Consider the following 17,136-nt stretch of genomic DNA (forward strand, 5'->3'; position numbering starts at 1 on the left):
CTCCGCGGTCGGCAGATCGAACCGTTGACTGATCCGAAGTGTACGGCCGCGGCCGGGACGTCAACGGACCGTGAAGTCCTGGTTGCCGCCGGAGGCGTTCTTGCACTGCCACTGGTCGAGCTGCTGGCCCAGGTTGCTGCCGGCGCCGTAGACGTCCAGGCACAGACCGCTGTTCTGGTTCCGGAACGAGTAGCCGCCGTCAGATTGCTGGACGGGCAGCCACAAGCTGCCGGCGGCCCCGTTCGGCGTCTGCTGCACGATGTCCGGCTGCCCGGCCGTGGTCGAGCCGCCGGACACCGCCACGTCGTCGCCGGAGTTCTGGACCTGAAGCTCACCGTACCCGCCGGACACGGGCACGAACTGGAACCGCTGATTGGTCTGGCTGTTGCAGGTCCACTGATCGATCACGGCTCCGGCCGCTCCGCTGGCACCGTAGACGTCCAGGCACAGGCTGTCGTTCCCGACCACCAGTTGGTGGTAGCCGCTGGGGAAGCCGGTCGTCTGCCCCTGCTGGATCTTCCACTCGTCGGAGGCCGCGGTGGTGCACGCGGTCTGGACGAGTCCCACACCGGCGGAGGTGCTACTGCCGCTGGGAGCTACACACAGCCCTGAATTCACAGCGGTCACCTGGTAAACGCCGGTGGCCACCGAATGCAGAGTGAACTGCTCGTCGCCGCCGTATGAGCACGGGTTCTGAGTCACCGCCGCAACCGCGGTCGTCGAGCCGCCGGCGACCTCCACACAGTCGCCGGGGGTCATGGAACGGATGAAGTAGGTACTGCCGCCCGCCGAGGTCGGGACGAACTGGAACTGCTGATCAGCGCCCGCTCCGCAGGCACCTTGGTCGAACTGCGCCGACGCCACGGTGGTGAATCCGGGGTTCTCCATGCACAGGTTGTCGCCCTGGTTCACCAGACCGCTGGCGAACCCCTGCGCGAAGCCGGGCAGCAGATAGACCGCGAACGCGTCGTGCGACGCCTGGAATGAGAACGGCAACGTCACCGAGCCCCCGGAGACGCTCACGAGCTGGTCGGACGCCACCTGGGGCGCAGTGAGCGCCGACTGGTCCGGGATCCGGTAGACGACAGCCTCGACGGTTCCGTTGTTCGCCAGCCAGGGCACCGACGACAGCCCGTTGAACGTCACCGACGCCGCACCGGTGTAACCGTTCGAGTCGCCGATGACGGCCACCGCGCGCCGGTGCGTGCTGTCCTCGGCTGCCGAGATCGCCGTGGATCCGACCTGACCGGAGGTGGAGACCAGGGAACCGGTCATGTCGGCGTAGGCGCGCATCGCCCACCAGTTGCCGGTATAGGCCGCGCCGCCGCTGGCGTTCGGATCGATGACGCCGGTCAGGTTCGGCGAGATGCAGCACTGCCAGTTGCCGCGCATCGCGTTGGTGTAGCCCGACTGCGCGAACCGTGCGAGGTACCACGCGGTCACCCCGGCGGTCTGCCGGTCAGAGGGCTGATACTCGTTGGCCGACAACGGGATCGGGCCGATCCCCGCCGACGACAGCGCACCGTTCAGGGATTGGGAGACCGTGACCGGATCGTCCACGTCGCCCTCGTCGTGGTTGGTGATCATGTCCGGCACGGTCCCGGCGGCCTTCACGTGCGCCAGCCAGGTCTGCCACTGGCTCGACCGGCTCTGCGGGGTGTAGGCGAACGACGGACCGACGATCTGCGCGCCGGGCGCGATCCGCCGGATCTCCCGATACGCGGTGTCCCACATCTGGAAGTACTGGGCACTGTTCACACCCCGCGTCCAGAAGACCGAGATGTCCGGCTCGTTGTCGATGTCGTAGGCGAGCTTCAGGCCCGAGGCCTGCAACGCCCCGACCGAGGCGTCGATGAACGCGGTCCAGTTCGAGCAGTCGCCGTTGTCGCACGGGTACGTCGTGTTCGAGGGCTGGCCGCCGTTCAGGCCGTAGATGTCGGTGAGAAGCACCTGGTACTGCGCGTGGTATGGAGGCTGCGTGAGCCGGCGTGCTTGATCGACGATCGAGGCGACGTCGGCCTGGGTGGCGGAGCCGTTGCGGTAGCCGTCCTTGATCCAGCCGCCCGAGTACCAGCCGCCGCCCCGGTGCGCCGTGACCCCGAGCGGTTGCAGGTACTGGTCGGCCGGCTGGGTGCCGTCGACGGTCAGACCGTAGAGGAAGCCCTCCCCCACTCCAGTGGCCGGGCTGGTCGGCGCCGCGAGGTTCACACTCAGCGCCTCACCGGCCGCCGCGGCCTGTGCCTGCCCGGCCGCGGCCTGCGTCGTCTGTCCTGGCGTCGTCTGTCCTAGCGTCGTCTGTCCATGCGCCGACGACAGCGGCGGTACCGCCAGGGCCAGGACCACCGCGGTCGCCATCGCGAGCCGTCTCACGCTTGATCGAACTCTTATTCGCATCTCGTTCCTCGAATCGATTCGATGTCTCAGCCGAGGGTCCATTGCTGGTTGCTCTGGCCGTTGCAGGTCCACAGCTGGACCAGGGCGCCGTCGGCGGTGGAGGCGCCGGTGACGTCGAGGCAGAGGCCTGACTGCACTCCGGTGACGGTGCCGTTGGAGTTCAGGTTCCACTGCTGGTTGGTCTGGCCGTTGCAGGGCCAGATGATGACCTTGGTGCCGTTGGCGGTGCCCTTGTTGTTGGCATCCAGGCAGTCGGTGGTGCCGTTGTCGGTGACGGTGAGCTCGCCGGTGGAGTTGTGGGTGAAGCTCTGGTTGGCCTGGCCGTTGCAGTCGTGGATCTGCACCTGGGTGCCGCCGGTGGTGGTCGCGTTGGGTACGTCCAAACACTTGCCGGCGCCCACCGCGTGCAGCGCACCGCCGCCCGAACCGCCGCCACCGCCGGAGGATCCGCCGAGGGCTGTCACGGACGAGTTGTAAGCGGGCTTGGGCTGGTAGTTGCTGTCGTACATGGTGGCCGCGCCGTACCCGGGGAACGTGCCGGGGATCCAGGAGTGGCCGTCGTCCACGCCCCACTGCGAGACACCGACGCAGCGGCTGACAGCGAGACAGTCCTTGACGACCGTGGAGTAGTCGGAGGCCTGCTGCTGGAGGGTCGCCGAGCTGGTCGGGAGTTGGATCCGGTCGTCGAGTTCGGTCACCGCCACGTCCAGGCCGAGAGCGGCGAAGCGCTGCATGTTCGCCGGCATGCTGGACGGCACCTGGCCGACGATGAAGTGGCTCTCCAGGCCGATGCCGTTCAGCGGCACGCCCTGGGCCAGCAGCGACTTGGCCAGGTTGTACATGCCGTCGCTCTTGGCGTTCTCGCCTTCGATGTTGTAGTCGTTCAGGTAGAGCTTGGCGTTGGGGTCGGCGGCGTGCGCGGTGCGGATGGCGTCGGCGATATAGCCGGTACCCATGGCGTTGTAGAAGACGTCCTGGCGCAGGGTGCCGTCCTCGTTGAAGGGCTCGTTGACGACGTCCCAGGAGTACACCTTGCCCTTGTAGTGCGTCGCCTCGGTGGTGATGTGCGCTTCCATCGCGCCCTGGACCTGGTTCGACGGCAGGCTGCTGACCCACCCCGGCAGCTGGCTGTGCCAGACCAGGTTGTGGCCGCGCACCCGGGCGTTGTGGCTCTGGGCCCAGGAGACGATCTGGTCGCCGGGGCCGAAGTTGTAGGAGCCGTTCGACGGTTCGGTGGTGTCCCACTTCATCTCGTTGCCCGGGGTCACCATGTCGAACTGGGCCCCGGCGATGTTCGTCTCGCCGCTGACGCCGAGGTCACCGTCGGTCAGGGCGGTGCCGAAGTAACGGTTCTGCGCTTCGGCCAGGCTGCGCAGCGACGTGGCCGCGGCGGCCGGCTGGGCTGTGAGGGCTGCGGCGACGGGGACGGCCAGGACGGCCGCGGCCGCCACGGCCAGGCTTCGGGCAAAGCCACGACGTGCCGGGATTCTGCAATGGATCATCTGGAACTCCGCTGGTCGGACATGACTGGGGAGCAGCTCGCGATGATCGGCCCGGCATCCGCAATGGGCGACGCTGCGACTCACACAAAAGCCTGCCGTAGCGCGGGTGTCAAGCAACTGCGAAAGTTTCGTAGCCCCGCCGAAACAACGTGACTGGTCATCAGAGTGCTCTTGACAGAACACGCAACGTGCAGCACCGTCTACCGCCGAGACACCCCCGCGACAGCCGCCTGATGGGGCGATCGGCGCGGAACAAAATGTTAGCGCTAACATTCCGCCGCTCCGGACCGGCAGCAGCGAGCATCGGAAAGCGGCGCACTTCATCGGAACGAGTCACGTTCAAGGAGCTCAGATGGGTCACAGCGCACTGCTATCCGGAAGTCCGCCTCCTCGTCACCGACTGCGAGCGCTAACATTCCTCGCGGCGGCAATCCTCCTCGTGGCCGGCGTCCTGGTGACCGGCATGGTCAACGCCGGCCCGGCGCGGGCGGCGACCACCGGCCCCTGCGACATCTACGCGTCCGGCGGCACGCCATGCGTGGCGGCCCACAGCACCACGCGCGCGCTGTATGGCGCCTATTCCGGAAACCTCTACCAGGTCCGGCGTTCGTCGGACAACGCCACCGCGAACATCGGTGTGCTGGGTGCGGGTGGCTTCGCCAACGCCGCGGCGCAGGACTCCTTCTGCGCCAACACGACCTGCGTGATCACCGTGATCTACGACCAGTCCGGACGCGGCAACAACCTCACCCAGGCCCTCGGCGGCGGCGCCGCACAAGGCGCGGACAACCTCGCGGTCGCCACCGCCGCCCCGGTCACGCTGAGCGGGCACGAGGCGTACGGCGTGTTCATCCCGGCCGGCACCGGCTACCGCGACGACTCCACCAACGGCATCGCCACCGGCGACAACCCCGAGGGCGAGTACGCGATCTTCGACGGCACCCACTACAACGGCGGCTGCTGCTTCGACTACGGCAACGCCGAGACCAACAACAACGACGACGGCAACGGCACCATGGAGGCCATCTACTTCGGGAACATCCGGGTCTGGGGCTACGGCTCCGGAAACGGCCCGTGGATCATGGCCGACATGGAGAACGGCCTGTACTCCGGCCAGAACGCCGGCTCCAACCCCAACGACCCCAGCATCAGCGACCGGTTCACCACCGCCATCATCAAGGGCGGCGCGAACCAGTGGGCCATCCGCGGCGGCAACGCCCAATCCGGCAGCCTGTCCACCTTCTACAGCGGCCCGCGACCGAACGTCTCCGGCTACAACCCGATGCGCAAGCAGGGCGCCATCATCCTGGGCACCGGAGGCGACAACAGCCGCGGCTCCGACGGCACCTTCTATGAAGGCGTGATGACCTCCGGCTACCCGTCGGACGCCACCGAGAACATGGTGCAGGCCAACATCGTCGCCGCGGGGTACTCCACCGGCGGCACCAGTCCTTCCGGCAGCGCGCTGCACGCGGTGGGTGCCGGGAAGTGCCTGGACGTACCGAACGCCACCACCACCGGCGGCACGCAGGTGCAGATCTACGACTGCAACGGCCAGTCCAACCAGGCCTTCACCCACACCTCGTCCGGCCAGCTCACCGTCACCGACAACGGCACCACCGACTGCCTGGACGCGAACAACAAGGGCACGACCAACGGCACCAAGGTGATCATCTGGCCCTGCAACGGCCAGAGCAACCAGCAGTGGACCCTGAACTCCAACGGCACCGTCACCGGAGCGCAGTCAGGCCTCTGCCTCGACGTCACCGGAGCCTCCACCGCCGACGGAGCCCTGGTCCAGCTGTGGACCTGCAACGGCCAGAGCAACCAGCAATGGACGCTCAATTAGGGCGGACGATGCAGCCGCCGCGAGGTCAGCCGAACAGCCGGCGCTGGATCTCGCGGCGGTAGTCCTCCAACGTGTTGTCCATGTGGACGGCGGCCGCCCGCGCCGCGGCGTCGGCGTCGCCGTCCCTGATCGCGCGATAGATCGCGGCGTGCTCGGCGACCGCCTCCTCCGCGTGGCCGCCGAGCGTTCCCTGCAAGCCGATGATGCTGGACTGGCGCTGCAACCGGCGGGCCTCGCGGACCGCGGCGACCAGGAAGGCGTTGTGCGACGCCGCGGCGATGCCGAGGTGGAAGTCGTCGTCGCCGCGGTCGAACAGCTCGGTCCGGCCGGTCGCGTGGCCCTCGCGGCACAGGTCGGCCGCGGCCTCGATGGCGTGCAGCTCCGCCGGCGTGGCGCGGGTCGCGGCGCACCGGGCGGCCTCGGCCTCCTGGATCCGGCGGAACTCGAAGAGCATGTAGACGTGGTCCAGGTCGGTCGGCAGGAAGAAGCCGCCCCAGCCGGCCGAGCCCAGCATCCCCTCGTCGTCCGCGACGTAGAGGCCGCGGCCCTTCTGCGCGCTGACCCGGCCGAGCGCCGAAAGGATCTTGACCGCCTCCCGGACTACCGTCCGGCTGGTGCCGAGCCGGGCTGCCAGCTCGTTCTCGGTCGGCATCCGGTCCCCCGGACGCAGACCGGCCCCGGCAATGAGCTCGAGGATCCGCTCGGCCGCGAGTTCGTAGCCCGGACGGTAGGGGCCGGCGCTTTGAGCGCCGTCCTCGTCGTGCGATGTCACGCTCACCATGCCGGAGAAACTACACCTCGGCCGAGCGGGACCTCGATGTGTATGACTCATTCATGACGGCCCGACCGCCGAATGCCAGGTCGTGAACGCATCGTTAAAGAATCTTGATGATAAGCATGCTCATTCTCTTGACGGGGCACGCTCCTGGGACTCTGATGAGGGATCAAAGTCGCACACATTTCGTCCCCTTCTCACAGCGAGGAAGGACCATGATCCCCAGAACCCGCCGACGCGGCGGCCGCTCCCGCCCCACGTTCCTGGCGGCCGCGGCGACCCTCGTCACGGCCGCCTTCGGCATGCCGGCGCTGTCCCACGCCGCGACCGCCGCCACGCTGTACGTCTCCCCCACAGGCAGCGGTACCGCCTGCTCGGCCACCGCGCCGTGTTCCATCACCCAGGCCCAGACCTCGGTGCGCTCGATGACCTCGAGCATGAGCGGCGACATCGTCGTACAGCTGGCCGGCGGCACCTACCGCTTGACCGCACCGCTGGTCTTCAACGCCTCCGACTCCGGCACCAACGGGCACACCGTCATCTGGCAGGCCGCCCCCGGCGCGACGCCGGTCCTGTCCGGCGGGCAGCAGGTCACCGGCTGGACGCTGCACGACTCGGGGAACAACATCTGGTCGGCACCGATCCCGACCGGGGCCGACTCCCGGCAGCTCTACGTCGACGGCGCGCTCGCGCCCCGCGCCGCGATCCCGATCTCGCGCAGCGACGTGCAGATCACCGCCAACGGCATGACCATCGTGAACTCGGCCCTGGACTACCTGGCCTCGCTGCCGGAACAGAACCGGATCGAGCTGGAGAGCCAGAACTCGTTCACCGACCGGTACGCGCCGGTGTCGAGCATCAGCGGAACCTCGATCACGATGCAGCAGCCGGCCTGGAACAACAACAACTGGGGATACGACACCCTGGCCAAGCCCTTCGCCGGCGGCCAGGTGTACCTGGAGAACTCCTACTCGTTCCTGAAGAACGCCGGGCAGTGGTACATAGACCCGCAGGCCGGCCAGCTGTACTACAAGGCCGCCTCCGGCCAGTCGCCCAGCAGCCACGACGTCGAGCTCCCCCGCCTGACCTCGCTGATCCAGATGAGCGGGAGCTACAGCAGCCCGGTCTCCCACATCACGTTCCAGGGTCTGGCCTTCGAGCACACCACCTGGCTCGGGCCGAGCACGTCGATCGGCTACGCCGACCAGCAGACCGGCACGTTCCTGGCCAAGCAGTACACCCAGCCGTCGGACTTCCTGACCTCCTGCCAGTCCGGCTGCCAGCTCTTCGAGGCCACCCGCAACAGCTGGAACCAGGCCCCCGCGGCCGTCCAGGTCTCGGCCGCGTCGACCATCGCCTTCAGCGGCGACACCTTCACCCACCTGGGCCAGGTCGCGCTCGGCATCGGCAACGACGCGGACGCCACCGCGTCCGGCATCGGGCTCGGGGCCTCCGGGGTCACCGTCGACCACAACACCTTCACCGACGACTCCGGCGCCGGGATCGTGGTCGGCGGCGTCGAGCCGGACGCGCACCACCCGTCCAACACCGCGATGACCGTGCAGAACGTCACCATCACCAACAACTCGGTGACCGGCGTCGCCGAGGACTACAAGGACATGCCGGGCATCCTGTCGACGTACGCCACCCACACCGACATCGAGCACAACGAGGTGTCGAACCTGGCCTACGACGGCATCGACGTCGGCTGGGGCTGGGGCATGAACGACCCCGGCGGCAGCCAGGACTACGTCAACCGCGGCACCTACAACTACCAGCCGATCTACACCACGCCGACGACGCTCAAGAACACCGTCGTCAGCTACAACAAGGTGCACGGGACCAAGAAGGTCTTCCACGACGGCGGCAGCATCTACAACCTGTCGGCCAACCCCGGCGGCGTCATCGACGACAACTACATCTACGACAACCAGAACACCGTCGGCCTGTATCTGGACGAGGGCTCCCGCTATCTGACGCTGACGAACAACGTCGTCCAGGACACCGGCGTGTGGGCGTTCACCAACGCCAACGCGAACAACAACACGAACGACAGCACCTTCTCCTACAACTGGTACAACTCCGGCGCCACCAACGTCGCGACCGGCTCCCCGCACAACAACGTACTGACCGGCAACACCCAGGTGAGCGGAGGCTGGCCGAGCGCCGCCCAGCAGGCCATCAACAACTCCGGCATCTCCGGCGGCACCACTCCTCCCCCGCCGACCGGAGGCCCGCTGCACGCGGTCGGGGCGGGCAAGTGCCTGGATGTGCCGAACGCCACCACGACCAGCGGCACGCAGGTGCAGATCTACGACTGCAACGGCCAGGCCAACCAGAGCTTCACCCATGACTCCGCCGGCGAGCTCAGCGTCACCGACGGCGGTACCACCGACTGCCTGGACGCGAACAACAAGGGCACCAGCAACGGCACCAAGGTCATCATCTGGCCCTGCAACGGCCAGACCAACCAGCAGTGGACCGTCAACTCCAACGGCACCATCACCGGCGTGCAGTCAGGCCTGTGCCTCGACGTCACCGGGGCCTCGACAGCCGACGGCGCCCTGGTCGAACTCTGGACCTGCAACGGCCAGAGCAACCAGCAATGGACCCTCGGCTGAGACATCGAATCGGTTCGAGAACAGCCACATCTCGGAGGTGAAACAGTGCTCAGATCCATCCTCACCAGAGGCCACAGACTCACCAAACGCCACAGGCCCCTGCGTCCCTTCCTGATGCTCGCGTTCGCGGCGATCCTGGCCGTGGCCGGGATGCAGGTCGGCGCGACGACGGCGCGCGCCGCCACGTCGCTGCCCTGCGACGTCTATGCCAGCGGCGGGACGCCGTGCGCCGCGGCGTACAGCACCGTGCGCGCGCTCTACACCTCGTATGACGGGCCGCTCTACCAGATCCAGCGCGCGTCCGACAGCGGCCGCATGGATGTCGGTCTGCTGGCCGCCGGCGACTACGCCAACGGTGCCGCGCAGGTCTCGTTCTGTGCCAACACGTCGTGCACGATCACGAAGCTCTACGACCAGAGCTCCCACCACAACGACATGCCGATCTCGTCCGGCGGGTTCTGGAAGGGCCCCGGTCCGAACGGCTCGGACGTCGGCGCGGACGCGATGGCGCTGCCGGTCACCGTCAACGGCCACGCGGTCTTCGGCGTGAAGGTCCACCCCGGCGTCGGCTACCGCGTCGACAACACCGTCGGCGTGCCCACCGGATCGCAGCCGGAGGGGAACTACATGGTCACCTCCTCCAACTACTACAACTCGCAGTGCTGCTTCGACTTCGGCAGCGCCGAGACCGACCACAGCGACGACGGCAACGCGACGATGAACGCCATCGAGTGGGGCAACGCGTGCTGGTTCGGCGGCTGCACCGGGCCCGGGCCCTGGGTGGAGGCCGACCTGGAGAACGGCATGTACAGCACGAACACCGGTCCGAACACGTCGAACAACCCCGGGGTGAGCCACGCGTTCGTCAGCGCCTGGGAGAAGAACAACGGCACGTCCAACTTCACCCTGAAGAACGGCGACGCGACCACCGGCGGCCTGACCACGACATATTCGGGATCGCTGCCGAACAACTACTCCCCGATGAAGGTGCAGCCGGACGTCGAGCTGGGCACCGGCGGCGACAACAGCAACGGCGGCCAGGGCGAGTTCTTCGAGGGCGCCGTCACGACCGGCTTCCCCTCGGACGCGACAGAGAACGCGGTGCAGACCTCCATCACCGGCGCCGGTTACTCGGCGCCGGCCCCGCCGCCCGGCGGCGCGCTGCACGCGGTCGGCGCGGGCAAGTGCCTGGACGTGCCGAACGCCAGCACCACCGGCGGCACGCAGGTGCAGATCTACTCCTGCAACGGCCAGAGCAACCAGACGTTCGCCCACACCTCGTCCGGCCAGCTGACGGTCACCGACGGCGGCACGACCGACTGCCTGGACGCCAACAACAAGGGCACCACCAACGGCACCAAGGTGATCATCTGGCCCTGCAACGGCCAGACCAACCAGCAGTGGACCCTGAACTCCAACGGCACCGTCACCGGAGTGCAGTCAGGCCTCTGCCTGGACGTCACCGGCGCCTCCACCGCCAACGGGGCCCTGGTCCAGCTGTGGACCTGCAACGGCCAGAGCAACCAGCAATGGACCCTCGGCTGATCTCCTCCCCATACGCCGGGGCGGCGGCGAGCGACCGTCGCCCCGGCCCGAAAGGACGTCGAATGTCCTCCTCTTCCTTCCCCGTCAGCCGCCGCACTCTCCTCACCGCCGGAAGCGCCGGCGCGGCCGCCGCGTTCGGCCTGCTGCGCTTCGCTCCTTCGGCTTCGGCGAACAACGGCCCGCAGAGCTACACGGCGTCGTGGTCCTCGGTGGATCAGCACCCGCCGACGCCGGAGTGGTTCCAGGACGCCAAGTTCGGGATCTACTACCACTGGGGCGCGTTCTCCGTCCCGGCCTTCAGCAGCGAGTGGTACCCGCGCAACATGTACAACGCCAGTTCGATCGAGAACCAGCACCACATCGCCACCTACGGGGATCCGTCGGTGTGGCCGTACCACAACTTCATCCTCGGCGCGTATGACAAGGCGGGGAACTACACCAAGTTCGCCCCCAAGCTGACCAGCGCCGGCGGCAACTGGGATCCGAACGCCTGGGCCCAGCTGTTCAAGGCCGCCGGCGCGAAGTTCGCCGGTCCCGTGGCCGAGCACCACGACGGCTACTCGATGTGGAACAGCCAGGTCAACGAGTGGAACTCGGTGAAGACCGGCCCGGGCCTGGACCTGGTGGGCCTGCACGCGCAGGCCATCCGCGGGCAGGGCCTGAAGTTCATGACGTCCCTGCACCACGCGTACCACTTCCTGGGCTACTACCAGTGGGTTCCGCAGCAGTCGACGGCGACGCTGCAGAAGCTGTACGGGCAGATGGGCACGACCGCGGAGAACCAGCTCTGGTACACCAAGCTCGTCGAGGTCATCAACGGCTACCAGCCGGACATGATCTGGCAGGACTTCGACCTGAGCAACGTCCAGGAGTCCGAGCGCCTGGCGTTCCTGGCGTACTACTTCAACCAGGCGGTGTCCTGGAACAAGGACGTCGTGGCCACGTACAAGGACGGCTTCGACACCTCCGGCGAGGTCTTCGACTTCGAACGCGGCGGCCCCGGCGGCCTGCTGACCCCGTACTGGCTCACCGACGACTCGATCTCCTCCTCCAGCTGGTGCTACACCGTCGGCATCGGCTACTACACGACCCAGGCCCTGCTGCACGCGCTCATCGACCGGGTGGCCAAGGGCGGCAACATGCTGCTGAACATCGCCCCGATGGCCGACGGCACCATCCCGTCCGGCCAGCAGAGCATCCTGCTCGGCATGGGCGACTGGCTCGGCCGCTTCGGCGAGGCGATCTACGCCACCCGCTCGTGGAGCTCCTACGGCGAGGGGCCCACCGCGATGGGCGGCGGTTCCTTCTCCGGCCCGAAGGCCGGCACGCCGCAGGACGTCCGCTTCACCCGCAGCAAGGACAACACCGTCCTGTACGCCACGGCTCTGGGCTGGCAGGGCGGCACGATGACCGTGAGCACGCTGAACTCCAACCAGATCAACCTCAGCACCCTGGTCTCCGCGCAGCTGCTGAACAACGCCGCTGGGACCTACATCAACCTGCCTTCCCCGGTCCAGGACGCCGGCGGCCTGCACTTCACGATGCCGTCGTCGAACCCGCCCTTCGCCGCCCTTGCCTACACCGTCAAGCTGACCTTCTCCGGGCAGATCCCGGCCCTGGGCTCCGGGCCCGTCCCGACGGGGTGGGCGAAGATCGTCAACGCCGCCAGCGGGCTGGTCCTGGACAGCGGCGGCGGTGTCGCCTCCGGCTCGAACCTGAAGCAGTGGAGCTACGACGGCAGCACCAACCTGCAGTGGCAGCTGGTGCCGCTCGGCGGCGGCTACTACCGGATCGTGAACAACACCAACGGCATGGTCGCCGACAGCTGGGGCAACAGCGCGAACGGGGCGCCGGCCCGCCAGGCGGCGTGGAACGGCGGCAACAACCAGCAGTGGAGCCTGACCAGCGTCGGCAACGGGCTCTACCACATCGTCAACCGCGGCACCGGCACCGCTTTGGACGGCGCCGGCAGCACGACGGCGGGGTCGACCACGGTCATGTGGAGCCCCAACTCCAGTCCGAACAACGAGTGGTCGATCGTCGCGGTGTGAGAAGGAGGCGTTCCTACCGCATCGCGATCAGGCACGCGGTCCCGAGACGGGTGAGCTGCACGGTCAGCTCCCCCGTCCCCGGGTTCCAAGCGATCACAGCCTTCGTGTCCTGCGGGAACAGGACATCGACGGCCGCCTCGCGTCCCTTGAGGTGCGGCACGGTGAGCGTCTGCGCGTCTCCGGAATCCTCGCCGGGACGGCGCCACACAGTCACGTAGGTCTTCTCCCGGCCGCGCAGCCCCAGCGCGATCCACGGGTCCGTCCAGCCCGGAAGGCCCAGCGGCCAGAAGGGCACCGAGGCCGGTATGTCCGTCCGGATCCTCTTGTAGACGGCGATCGCGTCGGCGACCAGAGCGCGCTGCTCGGGCGTCATCCGATCCAGGTGCCCGGACAGATGGACGCGGCCGAGAAGCGCGTTGCACAGCGCGAAGGCGTTCTCGTCGGCGTCATCGCCTGAGCCGTCCGGGGACGTCCCGACCGCGACGGCAGCGGGAACGGTCGTGAACTCCTCACCGGGATCGAGCCTGTGCCGCCACTGGTGATCGCGGTCGGTGGGCCCCATCAGGGCGAGGTAGGCGATGCCCGTGTACTCCCCCACCTCCCAGCGCCATCCCCCGGCGTTCTCCACCTGCCACATCAGGGTTCGTCCACTGCTGCGTGCCGTGAGCGCTCCGGTCGGCAGGTGACGTCCCGTCGACCAGGTCCCCTGACTGGCCCGGAAGAAACTGCTGCGCGCCTGCTGCCGACGCCCGCCGAAGTTCATGTCGACGAGCACCTCGCGCAGCGCGCGCCGCTGCCAGCGGCCTTCGGCCAGCCACTCGTTGTCGGCGTGCCAGACGTCCAGCCCTGCCACGCCGCCGTCGGCATCGGCGATGCCGCCGAGCACCAGGGACGTGACCGATTCCAGGACCAGACTCCGCTCGCCCCGGTTGGCCAGCCGGACCCGGCTCTGTATCGCGGCGACACCTTCGGGGCTGCGCAGATGCACCTGAGCGGTCAGCCCGGTATCCGGATCGGCCAGGTCGACGCGCAGGCACAGCCATCCATCCTCGCGGGACTCCTCGTGGCCCTGATAGGTCATGCGCTCGCCGAACACGGTCCCGATGGCGCGCTCGGTGGCCGCCCACCGTCCGTACCCAGCCACCAGCACTTCGACGAGAGGCAGTCCGGCGACCCGGACACGGCGGTGCGCGTCGAGGACGAAGTCGAGGCGCAACCTCGCGGGGCCCCAGGAGAACGTTGACATGCCGTCGGTCACGATCGCTCCAGTCACAGCACAAGGGCGGGTTGACCGAATTCTGACTGGCCGTCACCTTCACCGTCAAGCAACATTCGCGGCCGGTGCGGGCAACTTTCTGCCCGCACCGGCGAAACATTGCCTGGATGGCCCGGCCTTGGTGTATGAATAAGGCGTGGCGGACGAGGAGGCGCGAGTGACGGAGCCTGAAGGACAGCGCGACCGGGGGCCCGTGACCACCGCGCACATCGCGGAGATGGCCGGCGTCTCGGTGCCCACCGTGTCCAAGGTCCTCAACGGCCGGTCCGGGGTCTCCGACCAGACCCGGGCCCGCATCGAGGAGCTGATCGAGCGCCACGGCTACCGCAAACCGCCGGTCAAGGGCAACGACATCCTGGAGCTGGTGTTCCACGAGCTGGCCGGCATGCGGGCCGTGGAGGTCATCCGGGGCGTCGAGCAGGTCGCGCGCAAGCATCGCTTCGGCGTCGTGATCTCCGAGTCCGGGCCGAGCGGGGCCACCGCCACCGCCGTGGACGACCTCGTCGAGCGCCGGCCCCGGGCCGTGCTCGCGGTGGCCCGGCTGTCCGAGGCCGAGCGCGATCTGCTCAAGACCCGCGGCATCCCGTTCCTGGTCCTGGATCCGGCCACCGAGCTGCCGGACGACGTGCCCTTCGTCGGCGCCACGGACTGGCGGGGCGGCCAGACCGCGACCCGGCACCTGATCGGCCTGGGCCACCGGCGCATCGCCGTCATCAGCGAGCCGGACGAGCTGCCATGCCGGGCGCGCCTGGCCGGTTTCCACTCCGCGATGCACGCCGCCGGCCTTCCTGTGGAATCGGAGCTGGTCGTCGACGCCCCGCTCACGCGCGAGGACGGCTACGCCGCCGCGGTCGGCCTGCTGGCGCGCGCCGACCGGCCCACGGCCATCTTCGCCTCGAACGACCTGCAGGCCCTCGGCGTCTACCGCGCCGCGCGCGAAGCCGGCCTGCGCATCCCGGAGGACCTGAGCGTGGTCGGGTTCGACGACCTGCCGGTCGGGGCGTGGGTCGAGCCGCCGCTGACCACCGTGCGCCGGCCGCTGGCCGAAATGGCCGCGGCCGCCGCCGAGCTGGCGCTGAGCCTGGGACGCGGCGAGGAGCCAGCGCAGATAGGGGTGGAGATGGCGACCACGCTCACTGTGCGGGAGAGCACTGCGCCGCCCCGGACAGCGGGCTGATTCTCACTATTGGCAGGGGTCGGCCATCGAAGGCCGACGCCTAAAACCCCTTGCCCGAGCGTGCGCGCGCCGAGTCGGATAGCGACCATGACCTCATCCCGCGATCATGTGGAACGCAACCGGCGGCACTGGGACGAGTCGGCGGCCGGCTGGCATGGTCCGCTGGCTCGCGAACACTGGAGCAGACTCGAGCCCGCCTGGGGGTTGTGGCAGTCGCCCGAGGCGGAGGTGGCCGTGTTCGGCGACGGAGTGGCCGGGCTGGACGCGGTCGAGCTGGGCTGCGGCACGGGGTACGTCTCGGCGTGGACAGCTACACCGACAACGGCCCGGACCCCCGGCTGACGATCGAGCGCTTCACAGCGGCGCTGGAGCGCGGCCTGATCACCGAAGCGGACATCGACGCCGCCGTCGGGCGCCTGCTCGCGATGCGCGCCGCCACCGGCGAGTTCGACACCAACGCCGATCCCTACGCGGGTATCCGGGCCGACGTCATCAGCAGCCCGCCGCACAACGCGCTCGCCTTGGAAGCCGCCCGCGCGGCGATCGTCTTGCTGAGGAACGAGAACGGCGCTCTTCCGCTGGAGTCGCCCGAGCCCGGCTTGCGCGAGCCCGGCCAGGCCGACGCCGGCCTGGCCGTCGCGGTGATCGGGCATCTGGGAAGCAGAGTTCTGGGCGACTGGTACAGCGGCGAGTTCCCCTACGCCGTCAGCGTCGCCGAAGGCCTGCGCACGGCTTTCGGCGACACGGCCGTGACCGCGGTGGACGGCGCCGACGTCATTTCCCTGCGCGCCGGCGAGGCGGTGTTCGGGCCCTTCTGCCACCAGGACTGGGGCACCAGCGTCCAGTGCCCGGTGCCGGTCCGCACTTTGCAGGCGGTGGAGAACGGGAAGTATCTGACGCTCGCGGGCGAGGCGGACACCGAAGCGCTGGCCGACGCCGCGACACCCGACGGCTGGGTGGTCAAGGAACTGTGGGAGTTCCACGAGACCGAGGACGGGCAGACCGTCGTGCGTTCGAACGCCAGCGGCCGCTATCTGCGCGTCGGGCACGGCGACCGCCTGCTCGCCGACGCGGACACAGTGCGGGAGGCGACGCCGTTCCTGGTCGAGACCCTCACCTCCGGCATCCGCCAGGCCGTCGCCGCGGCGGCCGGGGCCCGGCACGCCGTCGTGGTGCTGGGGAACGACCCGCACATCAACGGACGCGAGACGATCGACCGCGACGGGCTCGCGCTCCCCTCCGACCAGGAGACGCTGCTGCGCGCGGTGCTCCAGGCGAACCCGAACACCATCCTGGTGCTGGTGTCGAGCTACCCGTACTCGATCGGCTGGGCGGCACAGAACGTACCTTCGATCGTGTGGACCGCGCACGGCGGGCAGGAACTCGGCAACGCCGTCGCGGATGTGCTGACCGGTGCGTACAACCCGGCCGGACGGCTTCCGCAGACGTGGTACGCCTCCGACGCCGATCTGCCCGCGCCGGACGACTACGACGTCATCGGCTCCGGCTGGACATATCAGTACTCGAAGCAGGAGCACCTGTACGCGTTCGGCCACGGCTTGTCGTACACGACCTTCGAGTACGGCGAGCTCGTACTGACGGTCCGGGACGATCAGCCGGGGGGCCTCACGATATCGGCTGCGACGCAGGTCACCAACGGTGGTCCGACCGCGGGGCAGGAAGTAGTGCAGCTCTACTCGCATGCCCTGGAGGCGTCGGTGCCCACTCCCCTGCGCCGCCTACAGGGATTCGAGCGGATCGACCTCGCGCCGGGCGAGTCGCGCACCGTCGTCTTCGAGGTGCCGGCCGAGCGGCTGGCGCACTGGTCGCAGGAGTTCGGCGCGCTCCGCGTCGAGAGCGGAGAGTACGAGTTCAGTGTCGGCCGGTCCAGCGCCGACCTGCCATCGAGCGCATCGGTGAAACTGGAGCACCCGTGATATTAAGCC

General features: G+C 68.6%; 11 protein-coding genes. 7 read left to right on the plus strand and 4 right to left on the minus strand.

The features are described 5' to 3' along the window. Positions 1 to 60: 60 nt before the first annotated feature. Both ABIA35_RS32265 and ABIA35_RS32270 read right to left on the minus strand, forming a co-directional pair. The gene (locus ABIA35_RS32265; protein ID WP_370360430.1) at positions 61 to 2,394 is read right to left on the minus strand and encodes an RICIN domain-containing protein; all 2,334 of its coding nucleotides are present in this window, start codon (positions 2,392 to 2,394) and stop codon (positions 61 to 63) included. Between the two features lie 26 nt (positions 2,395 to 2,420). Beyond that, positions 2,421 to 3,896 carry an endo-1,4-beta-xylanase gene (locus ABIA35_RS32270; RefSeq protein ID WP_370360431.1) on the minus strand — a complete coding sequence of 492 codons (1,476 nt, stop codon included), beginning with the start codon at positions 3,894 to 3,896 and terminating at the stop codon, positions 2,421 to 2,423. A 352-nt stretch (positions 3,897 to 4,248) separates the two neighbouring features. Between ABIA35_RS32270 and ABIA35_RS32275 the strand changes: the two genes are divergently transcribed. Next, positions 4,249 to 5,745 carry an arabinofuranosidase catalytic domain-containing protein gene (locus ABIA35_RS32275; protein WP_370360432.1) on the plus strand — a complete coding sequence of 499 codons (1,497 nt, stop codon included), beginning with the start codon at positions 4,249 to 4,251 and terminating at the stop codon, positions 5,743 to 5,745. Positions 5,746 to 5,770: 25 nt separating this feature from the next. On the opposite strand, the gene ABIA35_RS32280 is transcribed toward ABIA35_RS32275, so the two are convergent. Continuing rightward, on the minus strand, positions 5,771 to 6,526 hold the full coding sequence (locus ABIA35_RS32280; RefSeq protein ID WP_370360433.1) for a FadR/GntR family transcriptional regulator: 756 nt from the start codon (positions 6,524 to 6,526) through the stop codon (positions 5,771 to 5,773). Between the two features lie 209 nt (positions 6,527 to 6,735). Here ABIA35_RS32280 and ABIA35_RS32285 point away from each other — a divergent pair, with 209 nt between their 5' ends. From ABIA35_RS32285 to ABIA35_RS32295, 3 genes are all read left to right on the plus strand, one after another. Next, on the plus strand, positions 6,736 to 9,141 hold the full coding sequence (locus tag ABIA35_RS32285; protein WP_370360434.1) for a ricin-type beta-trefoil lectin domain protein: 2,406 nt from the start codon (positions 6,736 to 6,738) through the stop codon (positions 9,139 to 9,141). A gap of 114 nt (positions 9,142 to 9,255) precedes the next feature. After that, entirely contained in the window at positions 9,256 to 10,686 is a 1,431-nt protein-coding gene (locus ABIA35_RS32290) for an arabinofuranosidase catalytic domain-containing protein (protein WP_370360435.1), read from the plus strand. A 62-nt stretch (positions 10,687 to 10,748) separates the two neighbouring features. Beyond that, positions 10,749 to 12,737, plus strand: coding sequence for an alpha-L-fucosidase (locus ABIA35_RS32295; RefSeq protein ID WP_370360436.1), 1,989 nt, complete (start codon positions 10,749 to 10,751; stop codon positions 12,735 to 12,737). A 13-nt stretch (positions 12,738 to 12,750) separates the two neighbouring features. Here ABIA35_RS32295 and ABIA35_RS32300 read toward each other — a convergent pair whose 3' ends face one another. Then, positions 12,751 to 13,995, minus strand: coding sequence for a hypothetical protein (locus ABIA35_RS32300; protein WP_370360437.1), 1,245 nt, complete (start codon positions 13,993 to 13,995; stop codon positions 12,751 to 12,753). A 175-nt stretch (positions 13,996 to 14,170) separates the two neighbouring features. Here ABIA35_RS32300 and ABIA35_RS32305 point away from each other — a divergent pair, with 175 nt between their 5' ends. The 3 genes from ABIA35_RS32305 (at position 14,171) to ABIA35_RS32315 (ending at position 17,127) form a co-directional block, all read left to right on the plus strand. Further along, positions 14,171 to 15,190: a LacI family DNA-binding transcriptional regulator gene (locus ABIA35_RS32305; protein WP_370360438.1), complete on the plus strand. Its 1,020-nt coding sequence runs from the start codon at positions 14,171 to 14,173 to the stop codon at positions 15,188 to 15,190. 87 nt (positions 15,191 to 15,277) lie between these two features. Beyond that, complete coding sequence (locus tag ABIA35_RS32310; protein ID WP_370360439.1) at positions 15,278 to 15,532, plus strand: hypothetical protein; 255 nt, start codon at positions 15,278 to 15,280, stop codon at positions 15,530 to 15,532. Then, positions 15,493 to 17,127: a glycoside hydrolase family 3 C-terminal domain-containing protein gene (locus ABIA35_RS32315; RefSeq protein WP_370360440.1), complete on the plus strand. Its 1,635-nt coding sequence runs from the start codon at positions 15,493 to 15,495 to the stop codon at positions 17,125 to 17,127. The genes ABIA35_RS32310 and ABIA35_RS32315 overlap by 40 nt, the downstream gene beginning before the upstream one ends. Positions 17,128 to 17,136 lie beyond the last annotated feature (9 nt).

It is taken from the genome of Catenulispora sp. MAP12-49 (genome assembly GCF_041262705.1).
Taxonomy (GTDB): Bacteria; Actinomycetota; Actinomycetes; order Streptomycetales; family Catenulisporaceae; genus Catenulispora.

What these genes read in the sequence shown, in the direction of transcription:
- ABIA35_RS32265 (WP_370360430.1), bottom strand. Translation starts at nt 2,394, where the DNA reads ATGCGAATAAGAGTTCGATCAAGCGTGAGACGGCTCGCGATGGCGACC.
- ABIA35_RS32270 (WP_370360431.1), bottom strand. Translation starts at nt 3,896, where the DNA reads ATGATCCATTGCAGAATCCCGGCACGTCGTGGCTTTGCCCGAAGCCTG.
- ABIA35_RS32275 (WP_370360432.1), top strand. Translation starts at nt 4,249, where the DNA reads ATGGGTCACAGCGCACTGCTATCCGGAAGTCCGCCTCCTCGTCACCGA.
- ABIA35_RS32280 (WP_370360433.1), bottom strand. Translation starts at nt 6,526, where the DNA reads ATGGTGAGCGTGACATCGCACGACGAGGACGGCGCTCAAAGCGCCGGC.
- ABIA35_RS32285 (WP_370360434.1), top strand. Translation starts at nt 6,736, where the DNA reads ATGATCCCCAGAACCCGCCGACGCGGCGGCCGCTCCCGCCCCACGTTC.
- ABIA35_RS32290 (WP_370360435.1), top strand. Translation starts at nt 9,256, where the DNA reads ATGCTCGCGTTCGCGGCGATCCTGGCCGTGGCCGGGATGCAGGTCGGC.
- ABIA35_RS32295 (WP_370360436.1), top strand. Translation starts at nt 10,749, where the DNA reads ATGTCCTCCTCTTCCTTCCCCGTCAGCCGCCGCACTCTCCTCACCGCC.
- ABIA35_RS32310 (WP_370360439.1), top strand. Translation starts at nt 15,278, where the DNA reads ATGACCTCATCCCGCGATCATGTGGAACGCAACCGGCGGCACTGGGAC.